Consider the following 26106-nt stretch of genomic DNA (forward strand, 5'->3'; position numbering starts at 1 on the left):
TAAAATCTAATTTTGTCAACAAAGAAAAAATCTAATATTTTTATGATAATGAATAAATTTATAATGACTTTGGCATCGGCAGCGTTGGTGCTTTCTGCCTGCCAGACAACTCCGAAAGAAGATTACAGTTGGGTGAAAAAAAGTTTAGACGTATCTGCTTCACAGCTGCTGCTGACTGCCGATGAGATTGGAGACAGCAACCGGTTGCCTCGTGCTATCCACAAAGGATATGATATGGAATTCCTGACCAGACAGCTGGAACGTGATTCTGCTACTTTCAAGGATTCGCTCCGTCTTCATCCTACTCCAGATAAAATCGGACAGCGCCGTTATTGTTCAAGCGTGTACGACTGGACCAGCGGTTTCTATCCGGGCTCTTTGTGGTATGCTTATGAACTGACCGGAAAGGATTCTCTGAAGGCTGCGGCTACTAAATTCACCAACCTGCTGAATCCGGTCCGCTATTATACCGGTACACACGACCTGGGCTTCATGATCAACTGCAGCTATGGTAATGCAAAACGCCTGTCGCCGAATGATACCATCAATGCTGTGATCGTAGAAACAGCCGACAACCTCTGCAAGCGTTTCGACAGCAATATCGGTTGTATCCGTTCCTGGGATTTCGGAACCTGGAATTTCCCGGTAATCATTGACAACATGATGAACCTCGACCTGCTGTTTACGGCAAGCAAAATCAGCGGTGATAATAAATACAAGGATATCGCAGTGAAACATGCCATCACTACCATGCACAATCACTTCCGTCCGGACTATACCAGCTGGCATGTAGTTAGCTACAATAACGACGGTACGGTAGAAAAGAAACAGACCTTCCAGGGTAAGAACGACGATTCAGCATGGGCTCGCGGTCAGGCATGGGGTGTATATGGATATACTGCCTGCTATCGTGAAACCAACGATACTGTATTCCTGAACTTCGCACGCAACATTGCAGATATGATCATGACACGTGTACAGACCGAAGATGCCATTCCTTATTGGGATTACGATGCACCGGCAACTCCGGAAACTCCGCGTGATGCTTCGGCCGCTGCGGTTACTGCCGCTGCCATGCTGGAACTGAGCACAATGGTTGAGGACGGTCAGAAATATTTCGATTATGCAGAAAAGATTCTGAAGAGTCTTTCAAGCGATGCATACCTGGCTAAACCGGGAGAAAATCAGGGATTCATTCTGATGCACTCTACCGGTTCTTTGCCTAACGGCTCAGAAATCGATACTCCGCTGAACTATGCCGACTATTATTACATGGAAGCAATGCAGCGGTATATGAAACTGAAAAACTTAACTTATCAGAATTTGTAATTTGTAAGATGAAATTTCTCAAGCATATTGTTTTATTGGTCGGATTATACTTGTTCGTAGGAAAACTGGGAGCGCAGGAATTGCGCTCTGAAGTTTTCTCTTTGCTGAACCTGGATTATCCGGGCCTGGAGCAGGTAAAGGCCTTGCATGCTTCCGGTAAGGACAGTGAGGCGGCTTCGGCTTTGTTGGAATATTATAAGCAGCGCAAGGGAATCCGGACACCGGATGTCGACCTGAAGCGTTTGAAAATCAGTCAGGAGGAACAGAAATGGGCAGATGAGGCTCTGGAACATACGTTCTTTGCTCATAAGGGATACCAGCCTTCGTTCAATTACGGACAGGATATCAACTGGAAGTACTGGCCGGTGCAGGATAACGAGCTTCGCTGGCAGCTGCACCGCCATAAATGGTTCACTCCGATGGGAAAGGCTTATCGCCTTTCGGGGGATGAGAAGTATGCGAAGGAATGGGTCTTCCAGTATATGGACTGGATCAAGAAGAATCCGTTGGTGAAAATCAACAAGGATGACTATGAAATGAAGGGTAAGGCGGCAGAAGGAGAAGCCGAAAACGCACGTTTCGCATGGCGTCCGCTGGAGGTGAGCCACCGTTTGCAGGACCAGACTTCACAGTTCCAGTTGTTCATCACCTCTCCGTCGTTTACTCCGGAGTTCCTTACTGAGTTCCTGCTGAACTATCACAAACATGCCGTTCACATTCTTCAGAATTATTCCGATCAGGGAAATCACCTGTTGTTCGAAGCACAGCGCATCATGTATGCAGGTGTCTTCTTCCCGGAATTCAAGGAGGCAGCTGCATGGCGCAAGAGCGGTATCGATATCTTGAACCGTGAAATCGGAGTACAGGTATACGAAGACGGCGGACAGTTTGAGCTCGATCCTCATTATCATCTGGCAGCCATCAACATTTTCTGCAAGGCATTGTATCTGGCAGATATGAACGGTTTCCGCAATGAATTTCCTCAGAAGTACATGGATACGGTGGAGAACATGATCATGTTCTACCTGAATATTTGCTTCCCCGACTATACCAATCCTTGCTTCAGCGATGCGAAGTTGGCCAAGAAGAAGGAAATGATCAAGAACTACAAGGAGTGGCATAAACTCTATCCGGAGAATCAGACAATTCAGTACTTTGCCACAGAAGGAAAACAGGGAGCTCTTCCCGCTTACCTTTCAAAAGGTTTCCTGAAGTCAGGCTTTTTCGTATTCCGTAACTCCTGGGGTACAGATGCCGTTCAGATGGTAGTAAAGGCCGGTCCTAAGGCTTTCTGGCATTGCCAGCCCGATAACGGTACTTTCGAACTCTGGTTCAATGGCAAGAACCTGTTCCCGGATTCTGGTTCGTACGTGTATGCCGGTGACGAGGAAGTCATGAAATGGCGCAACTGGTTCCGTCAGACACGGGTACACAATACACTGACCCTGAACGACGAGACACTGGAAACGACGGAATCGGTAACCCGTCTGTGGCAGCCGGAAGGAAAGGAACAGATTCTGGTAACGGAAAACCAGGGTTACAAGAACCTGAAGCACCGCCGTTCGGTCTTCTTCGTGGATAATACCTATTTTGTCATTGTAGACGAAGCGGTAGGTACTGCGAAAGGAATGATCAACCTGCATTATCAGATGCCGAGGGGCAAAATCGCGAACAGTCGTGAGGACATGACTTTCGTTACGGAATTTGAACCGGGAAGCAATATGAAACTGCAGTGCTTCGGACCGGAAGGAATGAGTATGAAGAAGGAAGAAGGATGGCAGTCGACTGACTACCGGAAGAAGATGAAACGAATGAATGTTTCTTTTAACGCAAGAAAGAGCGACGAGACTCCGGTAAGATACATCACCGTTATCTATCCTGTGAAGAATACTCAGGATGCTCCTAAGATTTCAGCTGCTTTCAAGAACAAGAAGTTCAATGAACAAAGTCTGGAAGTGGAAGTGAAAATCAATGGCAAAAAGAGAATTTTGAAATACAATCTGTAATAACTGTAGATTCTATTGTGGGGGAAACCTCACAATAGAATTTTATTTCTTTTATTTTATGAAAAACATTTCAGCAGCTTTGCTTCTTCCCGCTGTGGCTTTTCACCTGACCGGATGCGGTATACAGGAGAAAAAGGAGGTGAAACAGCCCAATATCATCTTCATCATGACCGATGACCATACTACACAGGCCATGTCATGTTACGGAGGAAGTCTGATTCAGACACCCAATATGGACCGGATTGCCAATGAGGGAATCCGTTTCGACAACTGCTATGCGGTCAATGCGTTGTCAGGACCTTCCCGGGCTTGTGTGCTGACGGGCAAGTTCAGTCATGTCAATGGCTTTACGGACAATGCAGCTACGTTCAACGGCGATCAGCAGACCTTCCCGAAACTGCTTCAGCAGGCAGGGTATCAGACGGCGGTCATCGGAAAATGGCATTTGATTTCTGAACCGCAGGGTTTCGACCATTGGAGCATTCTTACCGGACAGGAGGAACAGGGCGATTATTATTCTCCTGAGTTTAATGAGAACGGAAAGCGGATTACCGAAGAGGGATATGTAACGGATATCATTACCGACAAGGCGATCCGTTTCCTCGACAACCGCGATAAGAGCAAGCCGTTCTGTATGATGTTCCATCAGAAGGCGCCTCACCGCAACTGGATGCCGGCTCCCAGACATCTGGGTATATTCAACAATACGGTATTCCCGGAACCGGCTACTTTGTTCGATGATTATAAAGGACGCGGCAGGGCTGCGGCCGAACAGGATATGAGTCTGGCAAAGACGTTTACGGAAGACTGGGACCTGAAGCTCATGACCCGTGAAGAGTTGCTGAAAGATACCACCAACCGCTTGTCGAAGGTGTATCGCCGGATGCCGGAGGAGGTACAGCTTAAATGGGATTCGGTATATGCTCCGCGCATTGCCGAATACAGAAAAGGCAACCTGAAGGGAAAGGCATTGGTGAGCTGGAAGTATCAGCAGTACATGCGCGATTATCTGGCTACTGTACTTTCGGTTGATGAAAGCATCGGTGCCCTGATGAATCACCTGGAAGCCATCGGCGAACTGGACAATACGATCATTGTCTATACATCCGACCAGGGCTTCTTCCTGGGCGAACACGGATGGTTCGACAAACGCTTCATGTATGAGGAATGTCAGCGCATGCCGCTGGTAATCCGTTATCCTAAAGCCATTAAGGCAGGATCGGTCAGCTCGGCTATTTGTATGAATGTCGATTTCGCGCCGACCTTCCTTGATTTTGCCGGAGTAGAGATTCCTGAAGACATTCAGGGGGCTTCTCTGAAACCGATTCTGGAAAACGAGGGAAAGACTCCGGAGAACTGGAGAAAGGCGGCTTACTATCATTATTATGAATATCCGGCCGAACACATGGTGAAACGGCATTACGGTATCCGTACACAGGACTTTAAGCTGATTCATTTCTATAACGATATCGATGAATGGGAAATGTACGACATGAAGAAGGATCCGCAGGAACTGAACAATGTGTACCAGAATCCTGAATATCGTGAGGAACGTGAAGCCCTGATGACGCTTCTGAAGGAAACACAGGAGTTGTACAAGGACACCGACCCGGATGAAAAGGTAAAAGAATTGTTCCACGGGGACAGAAGATTTCAAAAGAGACAGAAATAAATAACGCAATAATAAATAATACTATGGACAGAAGAAAGTTTTTGAAGGTTTCAGGCTGGTCGTTTTTAGGACTGGCTGCTTCTGGAAGTTTGTTGGAGGCTTGTACTCCAGGTAGTAAAGAGGCTAAAAAAATAATGCCCTCACCCAGTAACCTGAAGCTGTTTTGGGGCGACTTGCATAATCATTGTAACCTGACTTACGGACATGGGGACATGAGGGATGCGTTTGAAGCTGCCAAGCAGCATCTGGATTTTGTCAGTGTGACTCCTCATGCCATGTGGCCGGATATTCCGGGGGCAAACGATCCTCGTCTTTCATGGGTGATTGATTATCATACCGATGCGTTCAAGCGTCTGCGTGCCGGCGGATATGATAAGTATGTGGCAATGACCAAGGAATATAATAAGGAAGGTGAGTTCCTGACTTTCATCGGATATGAGGCGCACAGCATGCAGCATGGCGACCATGTGGCATTGAACTACGACCTGGATGCACCGCTGGTGGAATGTACTTCTATCGAGGACTGGAAACAGAAGGCAAAGGGACACAAGGTATTTGTGACTCCGCACCACATGGGGTACCAGACCGGCTATCGCGGATACGACTGGAATTTCTTTACCGAAGGCGATGTGACTCCGTTTGTGGAAATGTATTCACGTCATGGACTGGCGGAAACGGATCAGGGTGACTATCCTTATTTGCACGATATGGGTCCTCGTCAGTGGGAAGGTACCATTCTCTGCGGATTGGAGAAAGGACATAAATTCGGTCTGATCGGTTCTACCGACCAGCATTCGGGTTATCCGGGAAGCTACGGTGACGGTCGTGTGGGAGTACTGGCTCCTTCGTTGTCGCGTGATGCCATCTGGGAAGCGCTTCGTACACGTCATGTGTGCTGTGCGACAGGAGATAAGATCAAGATTGATTTCCGTCTGAACGATGCGTTCATGGGCGACGTGGTACGGGGTAACAGCCGCCGCATCTACCTGAATGTAGAAGGAGAGAGCTGCATCGACTATATCGATATCATCAAGAACGGTCGTCTGCTGGCCCGCATGAACGGTCCGATGACTCCTGAAATGCCGGAAGGCGATATGGTTCGCTGCAAGGTGAAGGTGGAATTCGGATGGAACCGTGAAGAGCGCTATGTGACCTGGAACGGTAACCTGTCTATCGATAAGGGACGGATCTTGAGTGTCACTCCTTGTTTCCGTGGGGCTGCTTTTACTTCACCTCAGGAAGGAGAGACGGAGTTCCATACACATGTCAACAAGATTTTGTCGACATCCGAAAACAAGACGGAACTGGAACTGTATACTACCAAGAACCCGAATACCACTACACCTGCTACTCAGGCAGTGATTCTGGAACTGGAAATGCCGAAGGACGGTATTCTGACTGCGGATTTCAACGGAAAGCGTTTCAGCCACTCGCTGGGTGAACTGCTCGAAGGTTCTCGTTCGCACTTCATGATCGGCTGGTTGAGTGAGGCTATTTTGTTCAACCGTGCCATGCCGGAAAGCTGCTATAAGCTGGAGCATTTCATGGAGGATGCTACTCCGGAACGTGATACGGATTATTATTATGTGCGTGTACGTCAGCGCGACCAGCAGTGGGCGTTCAGTACACCGATTTGGGTAGAAAAAGTATAAATTTATGAGTAAGAGATTCGCTATAGGAATAGACCTTGGCGGAACTTCTGTGAAATACGCCTTGATTGACAATGAAGGCGTATTTCATTTTGAAGGGAGGATACCGTCAATGGCCGATGTATCGGCCGAGGCTGTAATCGGCCAGTTGCTGTTTGCAGTGGAGGAAGTGAAGAAATATGCGGCTGCGCATCAGTATGAACTGTGTGGTATCGGTATCGGTACGCCGGGTATTGTAGATGAGACCAACCGGATTGTACTGGGTGGTGCGGAAAACATCAAGGGCTGGGAAAACCTGCCTTTGGCCGACCGTATCGAAGAGGTGGCACAGCTTCCGGTGCAGTTGGGTAATGATGCCAACCTGATGGGATTGGGGGAAACCATGTACGGGGCCGGAAAGGGTGCCCGGAATGTGGTGTTCATCACGGTGGGTACCGGTATCGGAGGAGCGGTAGTTATCGACGGTAAGCTGTTCAACGGGTTTGCCAACCGGGGTACGGAACTGGGACATGTGCCTTTGATTGCCGACGGAGAGCCTTGTGCATGCGGCTCAGTGGGTTGCCTGGAGCATTATGCTTCTACTTCGGCGCTGGTCCGCCGGTTTAAGCAGCGGGCCGAAGAGCGGGGGATAACCTTTTCCGAGGAAGTCAACGGGGAACTGATTGTGAAGCTTTACAAGGCCGGGGATGCACTGGCGACCGAGTGCCTGGACGAGCATTGCCGTTTCCTGGGACACGGTATCGGTGGATTTATCAACATTTTCAGTCCGCAACTGGTGGTCATCGGAGGGGGACTTTCCGAAGCCGGTGATTTTTATATCCGTAAGGTCAGTGAACAGGCTTTCCGCTATGCGATAGTCGACTGTGCGGTCAATACCCGTATCATTGCGGCTTGTCTGGGAAACAAGGCGGGTAGTCTGGGAGCTGCTTCGTTGTTCTTAAATTGATTTTAGCCGTTATGAAAAAGACAGTCTTACAGTTGACACTGATCATGTGTTTCTGGTTCACGATATCGTTTATTACGAATATCCTTGGACCGCTTATTCCTGATATTATCCGTAATTTCCAGTTGACCGACCTGGCGATGGCCGGATTTATTCCTACGTCTTTTTTCCTGGCGTATGCCATCATGTCGATACCGGCCGGAATCATGATTGACCGGTGGGGAGAGAAACTGGTGTTGTTTTGTGGGTTCCTGATGCCTTTCATCGGAACGGTACTGTTCGCTTGTCTGCATACCTATCCGGCCCTGCTGGCTTCTTCGTTCATCATCGGATTGGGTATGGCCATGCTGCAGACGGTACTTAATCCGCTTCAGCGGACGGTAGGCGGAGAGGAGAATTATGCCTTTGTGGCCGAACTGGCTCAGTTTGTATTTGGTACTGCTTCTTTTGTCAGCCCCTTGGTATATGCTTATCTCATCCGGGAACTGAATCCTGAGGTGTATCAGCCGGGAAAGAATGTGCTGCTCGACTGTCTTTCGACAGTGACTCCTTCTTCGCTTCCGTGGGTATCGCTGTACTGGGTTTTTGCCTTGCTGCTGCTGGTGATGCTGGTGGCTGTAGCTTTGTCCAAGTTTCCTAAGATTGAACTGAAGGAAGATGAAAAGAGCGGCTCTCAGTCGTCTTACTTTTCGCTGTTCCGTCAGAAGTTTGTCTGGCTGTTTTTCCTGGGCATCTTCTGTTACGTAAGTACGGAGCAGGGAACCTCTATTTTCATGAGTACCTTCCTGGAACAGTATCACGGAGTCGATCCGCAGACGGAAGGAGCGGTCATTGTCAGCTATTTCTGGGGACTGATGACCGTCGGTTGTCTGCTGGGTATGGTATTGTTGAAACTGGTGGACAGCAAACGGCTGCTGCAGGTTTCGGGAGGACTGACCATCGTGCTGCTGCTGGTTGCATTGCTGGGCAGCAAGGAGGCTTCCATGATTGCCTTCCCGGCCATCGGCTTCAGTATCTCCATGATGTATTCCATTGTCTTCTCACTGGCCCTGAACTCGGCGTCTCAGTATCATGGGTCTTTTGCCGGAATCTTGTGTTCCGGTATTGTGGGAGGAGCCGGAGGTCCGCTGATCATCAGTACCCTCTCCGACATGACCTCTTTGCGTACAGGCATGCTGGTCATTCTGGTGTTTGTGGGATACATCACCTTTATCGGTTTTTGGGCGAAACCGCTGGTCAGCAACAAGACGGTCAGCCTGAAGGAACTTTTTCATCGTAAGTAATTCGTTATGTACAAGAACACGTTTATAGGAAGTCTGCTGGTGGCCTTGCTGTATGTATGTACCGCACAGGCCGCCTTGCCGGACTATTTGTATGAGGAGTGGCGCAAGTCGCCTTATCCGGCGAAAGGACAGACGGTTACCGTCAATCCTTCTCCGCTGTTGTGGCCTTCTGCCCGTTACTGGGAGAAGAGGGAGGTGTCGTATAATGTCTATTTGAGTCAGGACTCGCTGTTTCCGGCAGACCGGACTTACCGCAGCCTGAACCAGAAGTACTGCATGTATAATCCGCACCGGAAACTGGAGGAGGGCAAGTGGTTCTGGAAGTATGAGGAGGTGGAAAACGGAAAGGTGATTCCTAAGGGAACCTATTCTTTCCATGTGGCTTCCGGTACCGAAGGCACGGTGACTCCCGATTTCCGGTCGTTCGTGGAAAATATCATGAAGGAACATCCCCGGGTGATGAACTACGGACGAAGCATGGAAGAGATTCATGCGAAGGCACCTTCACATCCGCTGTATGCGAAAATGATCCGGGAGGCTGAGAAAGTAGTGGCTGCCGAACCTTACCGGGGGGCAGTGTCGGATGCCAATCCGGCGAAGGCCCGTCGGCTGAGTCAGAAGGCCGACAAAGAGGTAGAGGCTTTCCGTTGCCTGCTCGAGGGATATACCCTGTCGGGCAAGAAGGAGATGCGCGATGCCTTGCTGGAGCGGACGGATATTCTGCTGACCTGGCCTACGGATGATTTGCTGGGGTCAAAAGTGCTGACCAGTCTGGCACTGGTGTATGACATGCTGTATGAGGAACTGGATGCCAAGGTCAAGGGGCAGATTTTGCAGACAATCGACAAGCAGTTTCAGGCAGGACTGAAGAAGTGGCCGGGATATACCGAAGCCCGTCAGGTAGAGAATCATTTCTGGCAGATGGAGATTGCCGGAAACTTTACGGCGGCACTGGCTACTCTGCATCATCTGGAGTCGGCGGAGAAAATGCTGGAATATACGTATGAACTGTTTATTGCCCGTTTCCCGAACCTGGCTACTCCCGAGGGAGGATGGGCCGAAGGAGAAGGTTACTACAGTGTCAACCAGAGTGCCATTGTAGACATGGCGCTGCTCTTGAAGAAAATCGGACACATTGATATCTTCCAGACAGAATGGTATCGGAACCTGCCGGATTATTTCACTTACTTCTCACCGGTGGCCGCTCCGGTTTCCGGTTTCGGGGACATGCACGACAGGGTGGCCAGCGGAAGCTTGAAAGGGAAGTCGGAAATGCTGGTCATCGGTTGTGAGGAAAAGAATCCGGAGGCTATTTACCGGCTGTTTACTTCATTGAGACCGGTGGATTCGTATTATGGCAGTCCGCTGGAACAGGGATACTGGAAGTCTCCGCTGGCGAAAATCGAACTATGGTATCAGATTGTCAATGACATCCGTCTCTCGGACAAGGACGTCCGAAAGCCTGCACACCTGCCTCACGACAAGGTGTTCGAGGGAGTGGGAGCGGCTGCCTTGCATGTAGATGTATTGGATCCGGCACAGAATACGACGGTCTTTTTCCGGTCTTCTCCGTTTGGAGCGAAGGGACATATGCATGCCAACCAGAACAGTTTCAATATTTCGAGAAAGGGAGAAAGGGTATTCTATTCTACTGGATATTATACTTCTTTTGCCGACCCTCATGCACTGACGTCTTACCGCCATACCCGGGCGCACAATACGATTCTGCTGAACGGATACGGACAGGCTTTCGGACACGAGGGTTACGGTTGGATCAAGCGTCACCTGGAGGGCAGTGGCATGTCGTATGTATGCGGCGATGCCAGTCGTGCATATCAGGAGGTGACCGACCGCCAGTTCCTGGATTTGATGAAGCAGAACGGCATTGAACAGAATGCGCATTTCGGCATGGGCAAGTCGGGCATGAAGAAGTACGAGCGTCATCTGGTCTTTGTCCGTCCGGACCTGGTAGTGGTATATGATGTATTGCAGGCGGAACAGCCTTCGGAATGGAGCCTGTTGCTGCATACCTTGCAGCCGTCGGCACTGGACAAGGAGGGAAGACTGGAGGTGCAGACAGCACGCAGCATGGCTCAGGCTCAGGTCTATGGGTCGACGGCCCTGAAGGCAGAGGTGAGCGACCGGTATTTTTCTCCGGCAGTCGACTTCAAGAAGAAGTACAAGCAGGGTACTCCTCCGGCTTATCATGCTACGTTCAAAAATGAAGAGAAAGTGGCCGACATGCGTTTCCTGACTTTCATCCAACTGGGTGATAAGGGGGGCAGCCTGCCGGAAATCAAACCGGAAGGAAAGGGATGCTGGCGCATCGGTGAGGTATCGGTACAGGCCGAACTGGATGGTAAGAAGGCACCTCGGGCCATTGTCCGCTATAAGGATCAGGTACTGGAGATTACTGCTGACAAGACGCTGCTGAAGGATGGAAAACAGCAGAAGGTAGCTGAGAATCTGCAGCCGGTGGGCAACTATGCCTTTTAAGGAATCAGCCCCGGAGGCAGAATGAAAATCTCCCCTTGTACGCCCTTTCATCAGTTGGATGAGGGTTCGTACAAGGGGAGATTTTTTTGTCTTCAGAAAGGCTGAAACAGCTTTCCGGCAGTATCCGGATATCGGGTGAATTATTCTTCGATGTTCTTGAAGAATGAGAAGTTCACGCTACCGTAATGCCGTTGATCGATGAAATGGGGATCCTGTTCGAAACTGAGGTCTTTCCCGTGTTCCAGAACAAAGAGGCCTTCCGGTTTCAACAGCTTGTATTCGAATATCTTCTGAGGGATGGTACTCAGTTCTTTCAGTGCATAAGGCGGATCGGCAAAGATAAAGTCGAACTGCTCGTTGCACTTTTCGATGTACCGGAATACATCTCCGCGGAGAGGAAGACACCGGTCGGTCTTGACTTCCTTCATGACTTTGCTGATGAATGCATGATGCTGCGGGTCTTTCTCTACCGAAATCACCCGGTCGCAGCCTCGCGATACCAGTTCGATACTGATACTTCCGGTTCCGGCAAACAAATCCAGTGCAGTGACACCTTCCTCGAAATCGAGGTAGTTCATCAGTACGTTAAACAGATTCTCTTTTGCAAAATCGGTTGTAGGACGGGCTTTGAACGTATGGGGTACGTCAAAGCGGCGTCTTTTGTAAATACCACTTATTACACGCATGTCAGTAAGGTTTGCATATCAAACGGAATGGATTCCCCCTTTGTAAACTGCAGGTTTCCCAGTTCCGCCTGTGGGTTAATAATCATAATTTTCCGGATGTAGGAGGAGAGTATCTCCTTGATTTCCTCTACGGGATACTCGGCACAGGTCAGGTACATCTCATCTTCTTCCTGGTTGTACTTCAGCTGTTTCCAGAGGTTGAGCAGGTAGTAGCAGCGGTCGTTCAGCGTGCTTGCGGCAAACGAATTGAGCAGCTGCAGCCGGTTTTCCCTGAAGCAGAAGATGTCCATACTGCCCGGATGCAGGTTGGCATAGATGCGGTTGGCATGGGGCGCTTTATGGCGGGATACGATGTATTCTATCTGCGGACTGACTGCAGAGAAGAAACGGGCTCCCGGAAATTGCTCCGACAGAAACAGATGAGTAAGTTTGTCGATGGAAAACAGAACCGCCAGGTTACTGTGTCCCAGAATGTTGCACAGAATAATCTCGTTGTTCTGCTTGGGAAGGTTCTGGTAGAACAGGGTTTCGGCCTGTTCGTCCTCAAAAAGTTCAAAAGGAATGGAAGTATAGCGCTGGCTGTGTACCAGTATGTTGGTTTGTCCGAAAGGCTTTTTCAGAATGGGAGTATCATTCAGAAAGGCCTTGATATTGGCAGCCATGGAGCGCTGGGTGTTGACCGGATACCGCTGGTAGCACCCCTCTTCCGGACGCGAAGGGTGATGGATAGAAAAAGAAAATCCATCCGTACTGAGACGGATGGATAATGTATATTGTTCCGATTGGGTTAAATCAACGCAAAATTCGGTCATAGAATTATTCCCAGTTACCTGCGTTGTTGTTCGGCTGTTCGATGTCACCGACTTTCAAACCTGCATATTTACCCAATTTTTCCTGCATGTCTTTCAGGTTGATCAGTTCCTGCTTGTTCAAGTCACCCAGATATACGTCGTAAGCAACCTGTGCCTGGAACAAGTTCAAAGGAGCACCTGATTTAGTAGTATCCTTGCGGATAGCCATTTCAAATTTAGCGCCGTTACCGTAAGGAACGTAAGGCAGTGAGTCAGCGTTGAATCCCTTGCCGAAGATAGTATCCAGTACAGCTACCCAAAGAGTATCACGACGGAAGTTTGTCAAACCTTCTTTTTCTACATCTTTCCAGTTACCAGTCTTTTTAGCTTTTTCAATCAGTTCGATTGCCTTCTTTTCAGTCATACCGCTGTTCAGCTGGTCGTCAGTCAGAGTTCCTTCCTTCAGGATGAAAGGCAATTTGGCTGTCTTAACGAAATCAATCAGCGAGTCGAAATCTGCAGTATATGCACCGTTGTGCATACCACGGTATTCCTGCTGTGCCTTGCGGATGTCGATCAGACGTGCAATAATAGCTTTGTCGCGAACTTTCTTTTCTTTTTCAAAGTTGATAGGGCCCATAATACTGCCATAGCAGATGTATACCAAAGCAACAACACAGGCAGCTAACACTAGATTAATAACTGTTTTCATGATAATATTTGTTTTTTTTAGTTTATATTCGTATCGCAAAAATAAAATAAAATACTCGAACCACGTCAAAGTTACGTGAACTTTTTATGGAGCATTTATGTTAAATAATGATTTATCGCAGCAAATTAAGCGAAATTTTTTCTATAAACCAACAGAAGAGCAGGAATTTACCATTAATTCTTTTGCGGATTTTTGTTTTTCTACTGATGAGGATGCCGTTTTCCTTCTGAAAGGGTATGCCGGAACCGGAAAAACGTCATTGATTGCGGCTTTGGTAAAGACCCTGGATGAACTGAAACGGAGGTGTGTACTGCTGGCTCCTACCGGTCGGGCGGCCAAGGTGTTTTCCTTGTATTCGGGGCATCCGGCATATACGATTCACCGCCGGATTTACCGGCAGCGTTCGTTCTCGAACGAGCTGGATAATTTCGTCATGAACCAGAACCTGCACCAGCATACGTTGTTTATTGTTGATGAGGCTTCGATGATTGCCAATGAGGGATTATCGGGCGGTGTATTCGGCACCGGACGCTTGCTGGACGACTTGATTCAGTATGTGTACGGCGGACAGGGATGCCGGCTGATGCTCATCGGTGATACGGCGCAGTTGCCTCCGGTGGGAGAGGAGGAGAGCCCTGCCTTGTCGGCTTCCATGCTGGCGGGGTATGGTCTTACGGTTACGGAGCGGGTACTGACGCAGGTGGTGCGGCAGAAGGAGGCTTCCGGAATTCTTTACAATGCCACGGCACTCCGCTACCTGATTACGGGGGAGGAGTACGGTTGCCTGCCGAAGATCCGGACACTGGGATTTCCGGATGTCAAGGTGGTGCCGGGTTCGGAACTGATTGAGACCATCAACGAGTGTTACGACAAGGTGGGCATGGACGAGACGATGATTATCTGCCGTTCCAACAAGCGGGCGAATCTGTACAACCGCGGGATACGTAACTCGATTCTGTACCGCGAGGAGGAACTGAGCGGGGGAGACTTGCTGATGGTGGCGAAGAACAATTACTTTTGGAGCGAGGCATATAAGGATTTTGACTTCATTGCGAACGGTGACCTGGCCGTGGTGCGCCGGGTGCGGCGGACACGGGAGATGTACGGGTTCCGGTTTGCGGATGTCTTGCTGGAGTTTCCGGATTACGACCATCTGGAGATGGAGGCAAAGGTGTTGCTGGATACCTTGCACGTGGATTCACCGGCCTTGTCGAAGGAGCAGAGTGACCAGCTGTTTCATGGGGTATGGGAGGACTATGCGGACGTGACGACCAAGCGGGAGAAGATGAAGAAGATCAAGTCGGACCCGTGGTACAATGCCTTACAGGTGAAATATGCCTATGCGGTGACCTGTCACAAGGCGCAGGGCGGACAGTGGGAGCGGGTCTTCATCGATCAGGGATACATGACGGAGGACATGCTTTCGCCGGATTATTTCCGCTGGCTGTATACTGCACTGACCCGTGCCACGTCGGTGGCTTATCTGGTCAACTGGCCGGAGGAGCAGACAGAGTGACTGTCTGTGTCTTCCGGAGAAAAAAATAATGGATTCAACAAACTTCCTATTGTTTATTGAATCCATTACTGTGCGCTTGATAGGACTCGAACCTACACGTCTCACGACACCAGATCCTAAGTCTGGCGCGGCTACCAATTACGCCACAAGCGCGATAGAGGCTTTCTATTCTTTTTCTTTATTGCTTTGCAAAGATAGACCTTTATTTTTGAATAAGCAAGTGTCTGGTGAATTTTCTTTTTCCAATACTCTGTGGGCTCCGGAGGGGTGTCCGGAGAGGCTTATTCCTGTTTTTTCAGTATCTGACAGGCGGTTTCGATGAGGGTATCCTTTCCTCTTTGCATGTCTTCACTGGTCATGTCGACCTTTACATCGGGGTCTATGCCGAATTCCAGCTGTTCCATTGCGGGGTCGAACATGGGACTGGCAGAGAAGCGTATGGACCATCCGTTGGGGATTTCCGAACTGAAGGGGAGTCCGGAACCTCCGCCGGTCTTGTCGCCTACGACGGTGACATTCGGAAACTGTTTCATGCAGTTGACAAAGTCGTTGGTGGCGCTGTACGAACGGCGGTTGGTCAGTACCACTGCTTTCTTTTGCCAGCGGATGCCGTTTGAGGGCTCGATGTATACTTCCTTGGGGGCGGAGAAGTCCTGATGTCCGGGACCGGTCTTGTGCGAGATGTAGCCTACCAGCGTTTTCTCGTTGGTAAACCGTGCGGCCAGCTTCTGGGCTGTGGTCAGGTTGCCTCCCCCGTTGTTGCGCACGTCGATGATGATGCCGTCGCAGATGGCCAGCCGGTTCAGGGTCTGGTCGAGATTGCCGTCGCCGATGCCGTTGGAGAAACTGGAGCAGTAGATGTATCCGATGTTGTTTTCCAGAATCTGATATTCCAGTCCGGAGGAGATGATATAGTCTTTTCCCAGATAGTTGCTCTGGATGCTGTCGCTGAAATTGCGGGGATAGCTGTCGAACCACTCCCGGTATTGTGAGGTGGCCATGGAACTGGAGAGGTTGACGTGTCCGTCACGCAGTTCGTTGACCATGTCCGAGAGGACTTCGAACAGGTTTTCATTGGTCATCGAAGGGGTGATGCGGCGGGCATAGCGTTCGTGCACCTCGTTCCAGTCGAGCCCGTAGACTTCGTGCTTGTAGTCCAGGAAACAGTACTGCTGGTCGATGATGCGCCAGAGCGACTCAAAGTTGGCCTCTGGTGTATTTCCGGAAACATCTTCCCGGATGCATGAGACCGACAGCAGGGAAAATCCCGCTCCTATATATAATAATAAGGTATGTATAAACCGTTTCATGTGTATGGTAGGTGTGTGATAGAACTTGTTGAATCAGAATGGGGTTACTTTCTCGGGCATGCTGACGCACCGCTTGCCGCGTATCAGCTGGAAGTTGCGCACAAAACCGATCATGAAGTCGAACGAATAGGAGTGGCTTTTCAGCTGGTTGACTTTGGCCTGCTGGATGTCGATGAGGCAGCCCGTCCGTAATACGGTACTCCGTATCGGAAAGTCGAGCGTCAGCATCTGCCGCAGCGACGGCTGGTTGTGCAGGGAAGTGAATACCACGTTCCTTCCCCCGTGCTTCAGCGAGAATATTTCGTAATAAGACTCTCCGTATTCGGGCGAGAACATGAGTCCCAGCAGCGGCAGGTTGGCCTGATAGCGCAGGGTAAACGGGCACTGGAAGAGCTGGAACTTGTAAATCAGCATGGCCGATGCGCCCAGGTTGCCGTAGGCTTTGGCCTGTGCCGGATTATTGGAGTTGCGCTGATTATACACCACTCCGCAGTTGAGGTCGATCATCGGTCCGAAGAGCAGTTTCAGCTGTTTGCCGATGCGATGCTGGTAGTGCAGTGCATAGCTCCAGTTGATCATCCCTGCATACATGTTGGCCGTCTGGGAAATGTTTTCGGTATACGAGGCCTGCACCTGAAACAGGCTTTGGCGGGAGACTTTCCCGTTCATCAGCCGGGTCATCCGCATGCCTTCATGCACGAAACGCAACTCCGCTCCCGTGTATTCGAGGGGAGAGAGGTAGGTTTCGAACAGGTTATTGTGTCCGACACCGAACATGGCACTGCGCATGACGTAGTGCGAGGCCTTTACGCTGTCTGCCTGCGCATGGAGGCACAGGCAGGCGGTGACGGAGAACAGTAGGGTCAATATCCGTTTCATGTCAGTTAAAAGAGGTTCATTTGTCCGTTTTCGTCTTCGCCGCCGGGAGTTGCCGTGGTTTCTTCGCTTTCGCTTTCATTCTCTGCATTCTCCTCGTTCTCTTCCGTTTCCGGACGGCGGGTAGGTTCCAGTTCCATGATTTCTCCCACGGTATAGGTCGTCAGTCGTTTTCCTTTGGCCTTGAAACTCTTGACGCCGACAAAGTCGCTGGCTTCGACAATCAGGGCATCCCTGAAACTGTCGTGTCCGCCGAAGGTGATCTGGATGCGCGGATAGGCCTCGCACGAAAGCAGTACGAACTGGTTGTCCTTGTTCTCACCCAGGTAGTTTTGCTTTTTCGCAGAGTTCTCGAAGGTAAAGCGCTTCAGGTACGGGTAGTGCTGCTGGTCGGCATCGAACAGTACGGCCGTCCATACCTTTTCGGCATCGAACTTCTCAATCAGTCGGATATCGGCATCGTAGTGGTTGTTGAGGTCGAAGCTGGTGGTATAGAAATCCCCGTTCTGGTGAACCACCAGGATGCAGTCGCCGTTGAAGAACTCGCCCAGGTACTGGCCGCGTCCGTCGTAGTTCAGACGGAGTACGTCGTGGTCGAACCAGACTTTTCGTCCGCCCAGGGTAGAACCTCCCTTCTGTTTCAGTCCGATCTTGTGGACCTCATACTTGGTAAGCAGGTTACCCATCGACTGCTTGCCTTTGATATTGATGGTACTGAAGTCTTTTTCGAAGACCAGTTTCTTGATGTGCGGGTTGGGGCGCAGGGTCACTTTGATGACTTCGGCCTCACCGTTGGGGTTGGCGGTAAAGTATACAATCTTCGAGCCCGGATTGCCCTGCGTGATGTCGTACTCCCTGTCGCGTATCACCGAGGTGATGTTGAAACGCTTGATGTAGTGGAAGCCTTCCTTGCCGTCGCGGTAAATCACGTTGTAGATGGTACGCTTGTCGTTCTTCTTGAAAATGTTGACATACAGTATGTTCTTTCCGACGAAAAGCTTGTCGGAAATGCGTACGATCTTGTATTTTCCGTCCTTGTAGAAGATGATGACATCGTCGATGTCCGAACAGTTGCAGATGTACTCGTCCTTCTTCAGTCCGGTTCCGATGAAACCTTCTTCGCGGTTGATGTACAACTTCTCGTTGGCTTCGGCTACCTTCGTGGCTACGATGGTGTCGAAACTGCGTATCTCGGTCCGCCGCGGGAAGTTCTGCCCGTACTTTTCTTTCAGACGGCTGTACCAGTCGATGGTATAGTCTGTCAGGTGGGCCAGCTTGCGGTCGATGTCTTCGATCTCGCTTTTCAGGCGTGCGATAAACTCGTCGGCCTTGTCCTTGTTGAATTTCAGGATACGGGCCATCTTGATTTCCATCAGCCGGAGAATATCCTCCTTGGTCACCTCACGCACCAGTTGCGGATAGAAAGGCGTCAGTCTTTCGTCGATGTGCATGCATGCCGCATCCATGTTCTCGGCCTGCTCGAACTGCTTGTCCTTGTAAATCCGTTCTTCGATGAATATTTTTTCGAGGGAAGCAAAATGCAGGGTCTCCAATGTCTCTCCCCGCTGGATTTCCAGCTCTTTCTGCAGCAGCGAGCGGGTGTTGTCGGTCGACTTCTTCAGTACGGCACTGACGGTAAGGAAGTGCGGCTTCTTGTTGTCGATGACGCAGCAGTTCGGGGAAATATTGACCTCGCAGTCGGTGAAGGCATACAAGGCATCCAGAGTCTTGTCGGATGAGACACCGGGAGCCAGGTGCACCAGGATTTCTACCTTTCCGGCAGTGTTGTCCTCCACCTTCTTGATTTTGATCTTTCCCTTTTCGTTGGCTTTCAGTATGGAGTCAATCAGCGAAGAGGTTGTCTTTCCGTATGGAATTTCATTGATGCACAGGGTCTTGTTGTCGATTTTCGTAATCTTGGCCCTCACACGGATGACTCCGCCCCGTTCGCCGTCGTTGTAGCGTGACACGTCGATGGCACCTCCGGTCTGGAAGTCGGGATACAACTGGAAGTCTTCTCCTTTGAGGTAGGCGATGGCCGCGTCGCACAATTCATTGAAGTTGTGCGGCAGGATTTTGGACGACAGACCCACGGCAATACCCTCCACTCCCTGAGCGAGCAGGAGCGGGAATTTGACAGGAAGAGTCACCGGTTCCCGGTTTCGTCCGTCGTATGAAGACTGCCATTCGGTGGTTTTGGGATTGAAGACCACATCGAGCGCGAACTTGGAAAGCCGGGCTTCGATGTAACGGGGAGCTGCCGCGCTGTCGCCGGTAAGGATGTTTCCCCAGTTACCCTGACAGTCAATCAGCAGGTCCTTCTGTCCCAGCTGTACCAGGGCGTCTCCGATGGAGGCATCTCCGTGCGGGTGGAACTGCATGGTATGTCCTACGATGTTGGCTACTTTGTTGTAGCGGCCGTCGTCGAGGCGTTTCATGGAGTGCAGGATACGGCGCTGAACGGGTTTCAGACCGTCGTTGATGTGCGGAACGGCACGCTCCAGAATTACATACGATGCGTAATCGAGGAACCAGTTCTGGTACATGCCGCTCAACTGATGTTTTACGGCTTCGTCGGTTTGGTCTACAGGCTTATAGTCAGAATGTTCCTCTTTTTCGGGAAGGTTGTTTATCTCTTTGTCAAATGTATCTTCGCTCATATACTGATTTTAAACTAATGGAAACAAAAATACGAATTTTTTTAGTTCTCTCGGGCGAAAAATCGTGAGTTTATCTAAAAAAAGTGCGTGTCGGGAGAAGAATAAGTGGTTTCTTGTCGCCGATTGATAAGTTTCCGCCGTAAATCCAATAATCCACGTGGCTGATTATTCGATTTACGGCGAGAAGAATAAAATATCCGGAATGGCGTCCGATAATATGATTCGGCAGACTGAATTTAGTTCTTCCGGAAAGACTTTAATACAGGTACGGTCAGCGGTATGGCCAGGATGAACGAACACAGGTCGGCTGCTGCCTGACACATTTCCACGCCCTGCAGTCCCAGCAGATTGGGGAGTATCAGGATGAGCGGAATGAAGAACAGGCCTTGCCGGGCCGAAGACAGGGTGACGGCCCGTACGGGTTTGCGGATGGTCTGGAGCAGCATGTTGCAGAGTATCACCCAGGTTCCCAGGGGGAGGGTAATGAGCTGCCAGCGCAGGGCACGGGCACCGATGGCGATGACTTGTGGGTCGTCGGCACGGAACCAGGCTACTATCTCGGGGGCGTAAATGTATCCCACGATGGCGCAGACCGTCAGGAAGACCACTCCGGTACGAATACAGAACCAGAAGCCTTCCCGTACGCGCCGGTAAAGACCTGCCCCGTAGTTGAAGCCGCATACCGGCTGGAAACCTTGTCCGAATCCGATGACGAAGGAGTTGATGAACATGCATATACGGGTTACGATAGACATGCCCGCGATGGCGGCATCACCGTATCCTCCGGCTGCTACGTTCAGCAGGATGGTGGCGATACTGGCCAGTCCCTGACGACAGAGCGAGGGGGCACCGCCAAACAGGATTTCTTTCAGCAACTGGGCTTTCAGTCGGAAGTTCTTGAACCGGATGCGGATGTTGGTGCCCCGGCTGTCCATGGCCATCAGTACGCAGAAACTGCATATCTGACTGATGAGGGTGGACCAGGCGGCTCCGGCTACACCCATCTCGAACGTAAAGATGAGCAGCGGGTCGAGGGCGATGTTCAGTACGGCTCCTACGATGATGCCGACCATGGAGTAGACGGCATTGCCCTGAAAACGCATCTGGTTGTTCAGTACCAGCGAGGATGCCATGAAGGGGGCTCCCAGCAGGATGATGCCCAGGTAGGTCTCTGCATAGGGCAGGATGGTAGGGGTAGAACCCAGGAAACGGCAGATGGGGGTCAGGAAGAGCAGCCCCAGGCAGGTGGTCAGCGTACCGGCAATGAAGGCATAGAAAAATCCGGTGGAGGCCATGATCTCTGCGCTGGCATAGTCCTGTGCCCCTAATTTACGGGAGATGTAGTTTCCCGAACCGTGTCCGAAGAAAAAGCCGAAGGCCTGGATGATGGCCATCACGGAAAACGACAATCCTACCGCGGCCGTCGACTGCGTATCAATCTTTCCTACAAAATAAGTGTCGGCCATGACATAAAACGAAGTCACCAGCATGCTGATGATGGTGGGTATGGCCAGACTTCCGATCAGCCGGGGAATCGGAGCGGTTGTCATTAAGGTATGCTTGTCTTTGGTTTCCATGATTGTGCTTAAGTTTTCTGCAAAAGTAGGAAAAATAACTTCCTTCTTTCGAATATTCCTTTTATTCATAAGATAAATTAATACAAGCCTCGTGCTTTTTTGCTGATAAATGCCTATCTTTGTGCCCTATCTTGGAGGAATAAGAAAATAAGAAATCTAAATAAATTAAGGAAAAATGGCACAAGAAGACGTTTTCAAGAAACTTGTTTCACACTGTAAAGAGTATGGTTTTGTATTCCCGTCAAGTGAAATTTATGACGGACTGGGCGCCGTATACGACTACGGACAGATGGGTGTGGAACTGAAAAACAATATCAAACAGTATTGGTGGCAGAGCATGGTGCTGTTGCACGAAAATATCGTAGGTATTGATTCTGCAATTTTCATGCACCCCACTATCTGGAAGGCTTCGGGACACGTAGATGCTTTCAACGACCCGTTGATTGACAACCGTGATTCGAAAAAACGTTATCGTGCAGATGTGCTGATTGAAGATCAGCTTGCAAAATACGACGAGAAAATCAATAAGGAAGTAGCAAAGGCTGCCAAGAAGTTCGGAGATGCTTTCGATGAGGCTCAGTTCCGCAGCACCAACGCACGTGTACTGGAACACCAGGCTAAGCGTGATGCCCTGCACGAACGCTTTGCTAAGGCGATGAATGCAAACGACCTGAACGAACTTCGTCAGATTATCCTGGATGAGGAAATCGTTTGTCCGATTTCGGGAACCAAGAACTGGACGGAAGTGCGTCAGTTCAACCTGATGTTCTCTACTGAAATGGGATCGACTGCCGACGGTTCAATGAAGGTTTATCTCCGTCCGGAAACGGCACAGGGTATCTTTGTGAACTATCTGAATGTGCAGAAGACAGGCCGTATGAAGGTGCCTTTCGGTATCGCACAGATCGGTAAGGCTTTCCGTAACGAAATCGTTGCCCGTCAGTTCATCTTCCGTATGCGTGAGTTCGAACAGATGGAAATGCAGTTCTTCGTAAAACCGGGAACCGAACTCGAATGGTTCAAGAAATGGAAGGAAATCCGTCTGAAATGGCATAAGGCACTGGGCTTCGGCGATGACCACTACCGTTATCACGATCATGAAAAACTGGCTCACTATGCCAATGCAGCAACCGATATCGAATTCCTGATGCCGTTCGGATTCAAGGAAGTGGAAGGTATCCATAGCCGTACCAACTTCGACTTGAGCCAGCACGAGAAATTCTCTGGCAAGAGCATCAAGTATTTCGATCCGGAAATCAACGAATCGTATACTCCGTATGTCATCGAGACTTCTATCGGTGTAGACCGTATGTTCCTGAGCATCATGAGTGCTTCATACTGCGAAGAGAAACTGGAGAACGGCGAGACTCGTGTGGTATTGAAATTGCCTGCAGCCCTGGCTCCGGTGAAACTGGCTATCATGCCGCTGGTGAAGAAAGACGGTCTGCCTGAAAAGGCACGTGAAATCATGAACGACCTGAAGTTCCACTTCCACTGCCAGTATGATGAGAAGGATTCTATCGGTAAGCGTTACCGCCGTCAGGATGCAATCGGTACTCCGTACTGTATTACCATCGACCACCAGACACTGGAGGACAACTGCGTGACCTTGCGTAACCGCGATACCATGGAGCAGGAACGTGTGGCTATTGCTGATTTGAATAACATTATTGCAGACAAGGTAAGCATCACCAGCTTGCTGAAGACTTTGCAGTAACTAAGTGAATTGAGTATACATGAACAGAAATCTGATTTGGCTGTGGGGAATGCTGATGTTGGTATCGGCAGTATTTACGGCATGTAATAATGATGATACGCTGACGGCAGATCCGAACAGTGAATGGGCATTGAAGAACAGTGCCTACCTGGATTCCATTGCGGCTGTCGCAGCAAATCCTCCGGCTGGAGAACGTTGGGAGAAGTACTTGAGTTATAAGTTGCAGAACGACACGGAGGGAAGCATCACGACTCCTTCGTGGGGCAAGAACGATTATGTCTATGCGAAAGTGCTGCCTTATTTGCCCGACAAGGCTGAAAGTGAACAGCCGGCGAAGGGAGCGACTCCTTTGTTTACTGACTCCGTAATGGTGCATTACCGGGGTATGTATTACAACGGAACGGTGTTCGACCAGAGTTTCTCGGGTGACTGGGATGCGGATATTCATGAGCCGGTAGGTTTCATGGTTTCCGGTCTGATTACGGGATGGTCTACGGCACTGATGCATCTGCAGGAAAATTCGCATGTCATGCTGTATATTCCTTATACACTGGGATATGGCGAATACGGACAGAGTGACCTTCCGGGATATTCTACCTTGGTGTTTGACCTTCGTCTGGAGAAGGTGCTTCATAAAGAAGGACCGGATGACAGATCGCGGAAGAAGAAAACGGCCAGGTAAAGGAGCCGGAGCGGCGTGTCAGGAATGATGCGTAACTGGAGAAATAAGGAACCTGAACGGTTCTGTTTATAGCAACAATTCCCTTATATTGACAGGCAGGTAGTGATACTGCGGTCATTATAAGGGAATTTTTTTGTTTCGGACGGTGTAGGCTGGCGGTTGCCGGATGGTGAAAGAGAGGACGGAATGAGGGGGGCTCGCTGCAGAGAGGCTTTGGGCGGTTATGGGAAACAGTAGGAAGAATGTGAGAAAGATAAAAAAAGAAGTTCCGGTTCAAAGCAGCAATCCCTTTGAACTGGAACTTCTTTTTTATGGAATAATTACAGGGTATAGGGTCTGACCTTAATGGTAGGTTCAGGAGTCGAGCCAGATTTTCAGTGCATTGATTTTCTCCCGGCTGATCTGTATGCTGTCCTTATAGGGAGGATCGACCTGCACGATGACCTTTCCGTTGAAATACGGCTCTATGTGCTGGATGGAATTGGCCGAGAGAATCATCTGCCGGTTGGCCCGGAAAAACAGTTGCGGGTCGAGCTGTTCCTCCAGCTTGTTGAGCGGATAATCGATGATGTGCGACTTCCGGTCCCGGGTCACCGCAAAGGTGATTTTCTCTTCCGAATAGAAATAGGCGATGTCCGCTACCTGGATGGTATAGAATTTCCGGTTGCCTGAAATCAGGAAGCGGGTACGGTACTTCTTTTCTTCCTGTGCGGTCAGTGCCTGCATCAGTTCGTTCAGGTCCATCTGCTTGTTGAACTCCTTGCTGTATCCGGCGGTCAGCCGCTCGAACTTCTTGATGGCTTCCGTCAGTCGTTCCACATGAATGGGCTTGAGCAGATAGTCGATGCTGTTGACCGTAAAGGCGCGTATCGCATACTGGTCGTAAGCGGTGGTGAATACAATCATGCTTTCGGGCTGGGCACGTTCAATGAACAGGAAGGAAATCCCGTCGGCCAGTTGTATGTCCAGGAACAGGATGTCGGGGTGCGGGTTTTCATTAAACCATTGTACGGATTCGTCGATGCTTCCTGGCAGGAGGATAATCTCCCAGTCGGGACGGACTTCATGCAGCATTTTATGCAGCAGTCGGGCTGCCGGATATTCGTCTTCTATGATGGCGGCTCTGATAGGGGCTTTTTTATTCATACAGTAACGGTACTTTTACGGTAAAAATCTGGTCTTTATTTGATATGATAATCTCTTTGTTGCAGAGCAGCTGGTAGCGCTGCGACAGGTTGTTCAATCCTTTGCCGGAGGGAACGACCCCTTGTTTGGGGCGTATCGGGTTGCTTACGCATACCCAGTCGTTCTCATTGTCCTGCTCCGGATAGATGTCCACATTCAACGGTTTGCCGAAGCAGACGGTATTGTGCTTGATGACGTTCTCTATCAGCAGCTGCAGGGTGAGCGGCGGAAGCCTTCTTTTCAGCATTTCCGGCGGAATCCGGTTCTGCAGGTGCAGGCAGTCGCCCAGTCTGACATTCTGGATGCGGGTATAGGTCTCTACAAATTCAAGCTCTTCTTCCAGCGAGACGGACTGTTTGTCCTGACAGTGCAGAATGTACCGGTAGGTATCCGCCAGGTATCGGGTAAATTGGATGGCATTCATCGGATTATACTCAATTTCGGAAATAAGCGTGTTCAGGCTGTTGAAAAGGAAATGCGGATTCAGCTGGTTCTGCAGGGCTGTGTACTGTGCCCGCAGGTTATTCTCCTCCAGTTCCTTCGACCGCTTGTAGAGGCTGATCAGGTTCTTGTAAAACTGGTTGACCATGAACTGGCTGACAATGACCAACTCCACCAGCCAGATTCCCAGTAGCCACGACAGTCCCTTACCGTTCATGCGGAACGGAAAAGGAGAGCCGATGACGATTTTGGCAAATGCAGAAAGCAGGTAGTTCGATCCCAGCAGCGCGACGGCCGTGACGGCCAGAAAGAGCAGGAGCATTTTCCGTCTTTTCAGAAAGACCGGATAGGTCTCCGAGATTTTCAGGTTGATGTATTTCATGCTGATGCCTACTCCGTTGAAGAGGATGATGGCCGCCAGAATACCTTCGGGATTGATGAGCCGGTTCTGGTGGCGCACAGGGATATCGGTATAGTTGACCAGCAGGAAGTAGGAGATGCATCCCAGGCTGGAGTATAGCAGAAAATCCCAGAGATAGGAGACCGAAGCTTTGCTGAGTGAGTTTGATTTCATG

Annotated in this window: 19 protein-coding genes and 1 tRNA gene; 10 read left to right on the plus strand and 10 right to left on the minus strand. The window is 50.0% G+C overall.

Going from position 1 to position 26106, the window contains the following annotated elements; all coding sequences use genetic code 11:
- The first annotated feature begins 48 nt into the window (after positions 1-48).
- The 7 genes from H3001_RS00250 to H3001_RS00280 are packed head-to-tail and all read left to right on the plus strand — an operon-like array spanning position 49 to position 11378.
- Positions 49-1329: a DUF4995 domain-containing protein gene (locus tag H3001_RS00250; RefSeq protein ID WP_178245771.1), complete on the plus strand. Its 1281-nt coding sequence runs from the start codon at positions 49-51 to the stop codon at positions 1327-1329.
- An 8-nt stretch (positions 1330-1337) separates the two neighbouring features.
- The gene (gene hepC / locus H3001_RS00255) at positions 1338-3335 is read left to right on the plus strand and encodes a heparin-sulfate lyase HepC (RefSeq protein ID WP_181213732.1); all 1998 of its coding nucleotides are present in this window, start codon (positions 1338-1340) and stop codon (positions 3333-3335) included.
- A 58-nt stretch (positions 3336-3393) separates the two neighbouring features.
- Positions 3394-5007, plus strand: a complete 1614-nt coding sequence (locus tag H3001_RS00260; protein WP_178245775.1) for a sulfatase family protein — start codon at positions 3394-3396, stop codon at positions 5005-5007.
- A gap of 23 nt (positions 5008-5030) precedes the next feature.
- On the plus strand, positions 5031-6659 hold the full coding sequence (locus H3001_RS00265; RefSeq protein ID WP_181213733.1) for a CehA/McbA family metallohydrolase domain-containing protein: 1629 nt from the start codon (positions 5031-5033) through the stop codon (positions 6657-6659).
- 4 nt (positions 6660-6663) lie between these two features.
- Positions 6664-7602, plus strand: coding sequence for an ROK family protein (locus H3001_RS00270; protein ID WP_181213734.1), 939 nt, complete (start codon positions 6664-6666; stop codon positions 7600-7602).
- A gap of 11 nt (positions 7603-7613) precedes the next feature.
- Positions 7614-8882, plus strand: coding sequence for a sugar MFS transporter (locus tag H3001_RS00275; protein ID WP_178245781.1), 1269 nt, complete (start codon positions 7614-7616; stop codon positions 8880-8882).
- Positions 8883-8888: 6 nt separating this feature from the next.
- Positions 8889-11378: a DUF4962 domain-containing protein gene (locus H3001_RS00280; RefSeq protein ID WP_181213735.1), complete on the plus strand. Its 2490-nt coding sequence runs from the start codon at positions 8889-8891 to the stop codon at positions 11376-11378.
- A gap of 140 nt (positions 11379-11518) precedes the next feature.
- Here H3001_RS00280 and H3001_RS00285 read toward each other — a convergent pair whose 3' ends face one another.
- Genes H3001_RS00285 through H3001_RS00295 form a run of 3 tightly spaced genes read right to left on the minus strand, consistent with a single transcriptional unit; the run spans position 11519 to position 13567 of the window.
- The gene (locus tag H3001_RS00285; protein ID WP_181213736.1) at positions 11519-12064 is read right to left on the minus strand and encodes an RsmD family RNA methyltransferase; all 546 of its coding nucleotides are present in this window, start codon (positions 12062-12064) and stop codon (positions 11519-11521) included.
- The gene (locus H3001_RS00290; protein ID WP_178245787.1) at positions 12055-12876 is read right to left on the minus strand and encodes a DUF3822 family protein; all 822 of its coding nucleotides are present in this window, start codon (positions 12874-12876) and stop codon (positions 12055-12057) included. The genes H3001_RS00285 and H3001_RS00290 overlap by 10 nt, the downstream gene beginning before the upstream one ends.
- Before the next feature lie 4 nt (positions 12877-12880).
- Complete coding sequence (locus H3001_RS00295) at positions 12881-13567, minus strand: hypothetical protein (protein WP_178245789.1); 687 nt, start codon at positions 13565-13567, stop codon at positions 12881-12883.
- A 97-nt stretch (positions 13568-13664) separates the two neighbouring features.
- Here H3001_RS00295 and H3001_RS00300 point away from each other — a divergent pair, with 97 nt between their 5' ends.
- Complete coding sequence (locus H3001_RS00300) at positions 13665-15083, plus strand: ATP-dependent DNA helicase (protein WP_181213737.1); 1419 nt, start codon at positions 13665-13667, stop codon at positions 15081-15083.
- Between the two features lie 71 nt (positions 15084-15154).
- Here H3001_RS00300 and H3001_RS00305 read toward each other — a convergent pair.
- The 5 genes from H3001_RS00305 to H3001_RS00325 form a co-directional block, all read right to left on the minus strand.
- Positions 15155-15236, minus strand: a tRNA-Leu gene (locus H3001_RS00305).
- Between the two features lie 128 nt (positions 15237-15364).
- Positions 15365-16393: a S41 family peptidase gene (locus H3001_RS00310; protein WP_178245793.1), complete on the minus strand. Its 1029-nt coding sequence runs from the start codon at positions 16391-16393 to the stop codon at positions 15365-15367.
- A gap of 33 nt (positions 16394-16426) precedes the next feature.
- Positions 16427-17272 (minus strand): DUF3316 domain-containing protein, encoded by an 846-nt coding sequence (locus tag H3001_RS00315; protein ID WP_178245795.1) that lies wholly within the window; start codon positions 17270-17272, stop codon positions 16427-16429.
- 5 nt (positions 17273-17277) lie between these two features.
- Positions 17278-19929, minus strand: coding sequence for a DNA gyrase/topoisomerase IV subunit A (locus tag H3001_RS00320; RefSeq protein ID WP_181213738.1), 2652 nt, complete (start codon positions 19927-19929; stop codon positions 17278-17280).
- A 236-nt stretch (positions 19930-20165) separates the two neighbouring features.
- The gene (locus H3001_RS00325; protein WP_178245799.1) at positions 20166-21506 is read right to left on the minus strand and encodes an MATE family efflux transporter; all 1341 of its coding nucleotides are present in this window, start codon (positions 21504-21506) and stop codon (positions 20166-20168) included.
- A gap of 175 nt (positions 21507-21681) precedes the next feature.
- Here H3001_RS00325 and H3001_RS00330 point away from each other — a divergent pair, with 175 nt between their 5' ends.
- Positions 21682-23223 (plus strand): glycine--tRNA ligase, encoded by a 1542-nt coding sequence (locus H3001_RS00330; protein WP_178245801.1) that lies wholly within the window; start codon positions 21682-21684, stop codon positions 23221-23223.
- 19 nt (positions 23224-23242) lie between these two features.
- Entirely contained in the window at positions 23243-23905 is a 663-nt protein-coding gene (locus H3001_RS00335; protein ID WP_178245803.1) for an FKBP-type peptidyl-prolyl cis-trans isomerase, read from the plus strand.
- A 354-nt stretch (positions 23906-24259) separates the two neighbouring features.
- Here H3001_RS00335 and H3001_RS00340 read toward each other — a convergent pair whose 3' ends face one another.
- The gene (locus H3001_RS00340) at positions 24260-25051 is read right to left on the minus strand and encodes a LytR/AlgR family response regulator transcription factor (RefSeq protein WP_181213739.1); all 792 of its coding nucleotides are present in this window, start codon (positions 25049-25051) and stop codon (positions 24260-24262) included.
- The gene (locus H3001_RS00345; RefSeq protein ID WP_181213740.1) at positions 25044-26105 is read right to left on the minus strand and encodes a sensor histidine kinase; all 1062 of its coding nucleotides are present in this window, start codon (positions 26103-26105) and stop codon (positions 25044-25046) included. Before H3001_RS00345 ends, H3001_RS00340 begins: the two co-directional genes overlap by 8 nt.
- Position 26106: the final 1 nt, after the last annotated feature.

Origin of the sequence: Phocaeicola faecicola, from assembly GCF_013618865.1 — a bacterium.
GTDB lineage: Bacteria > Bacteroidota > Bacteroidia > Bacteroidales > Bacteroidaceae > Phocaeicola > Phocaeicola faecicola.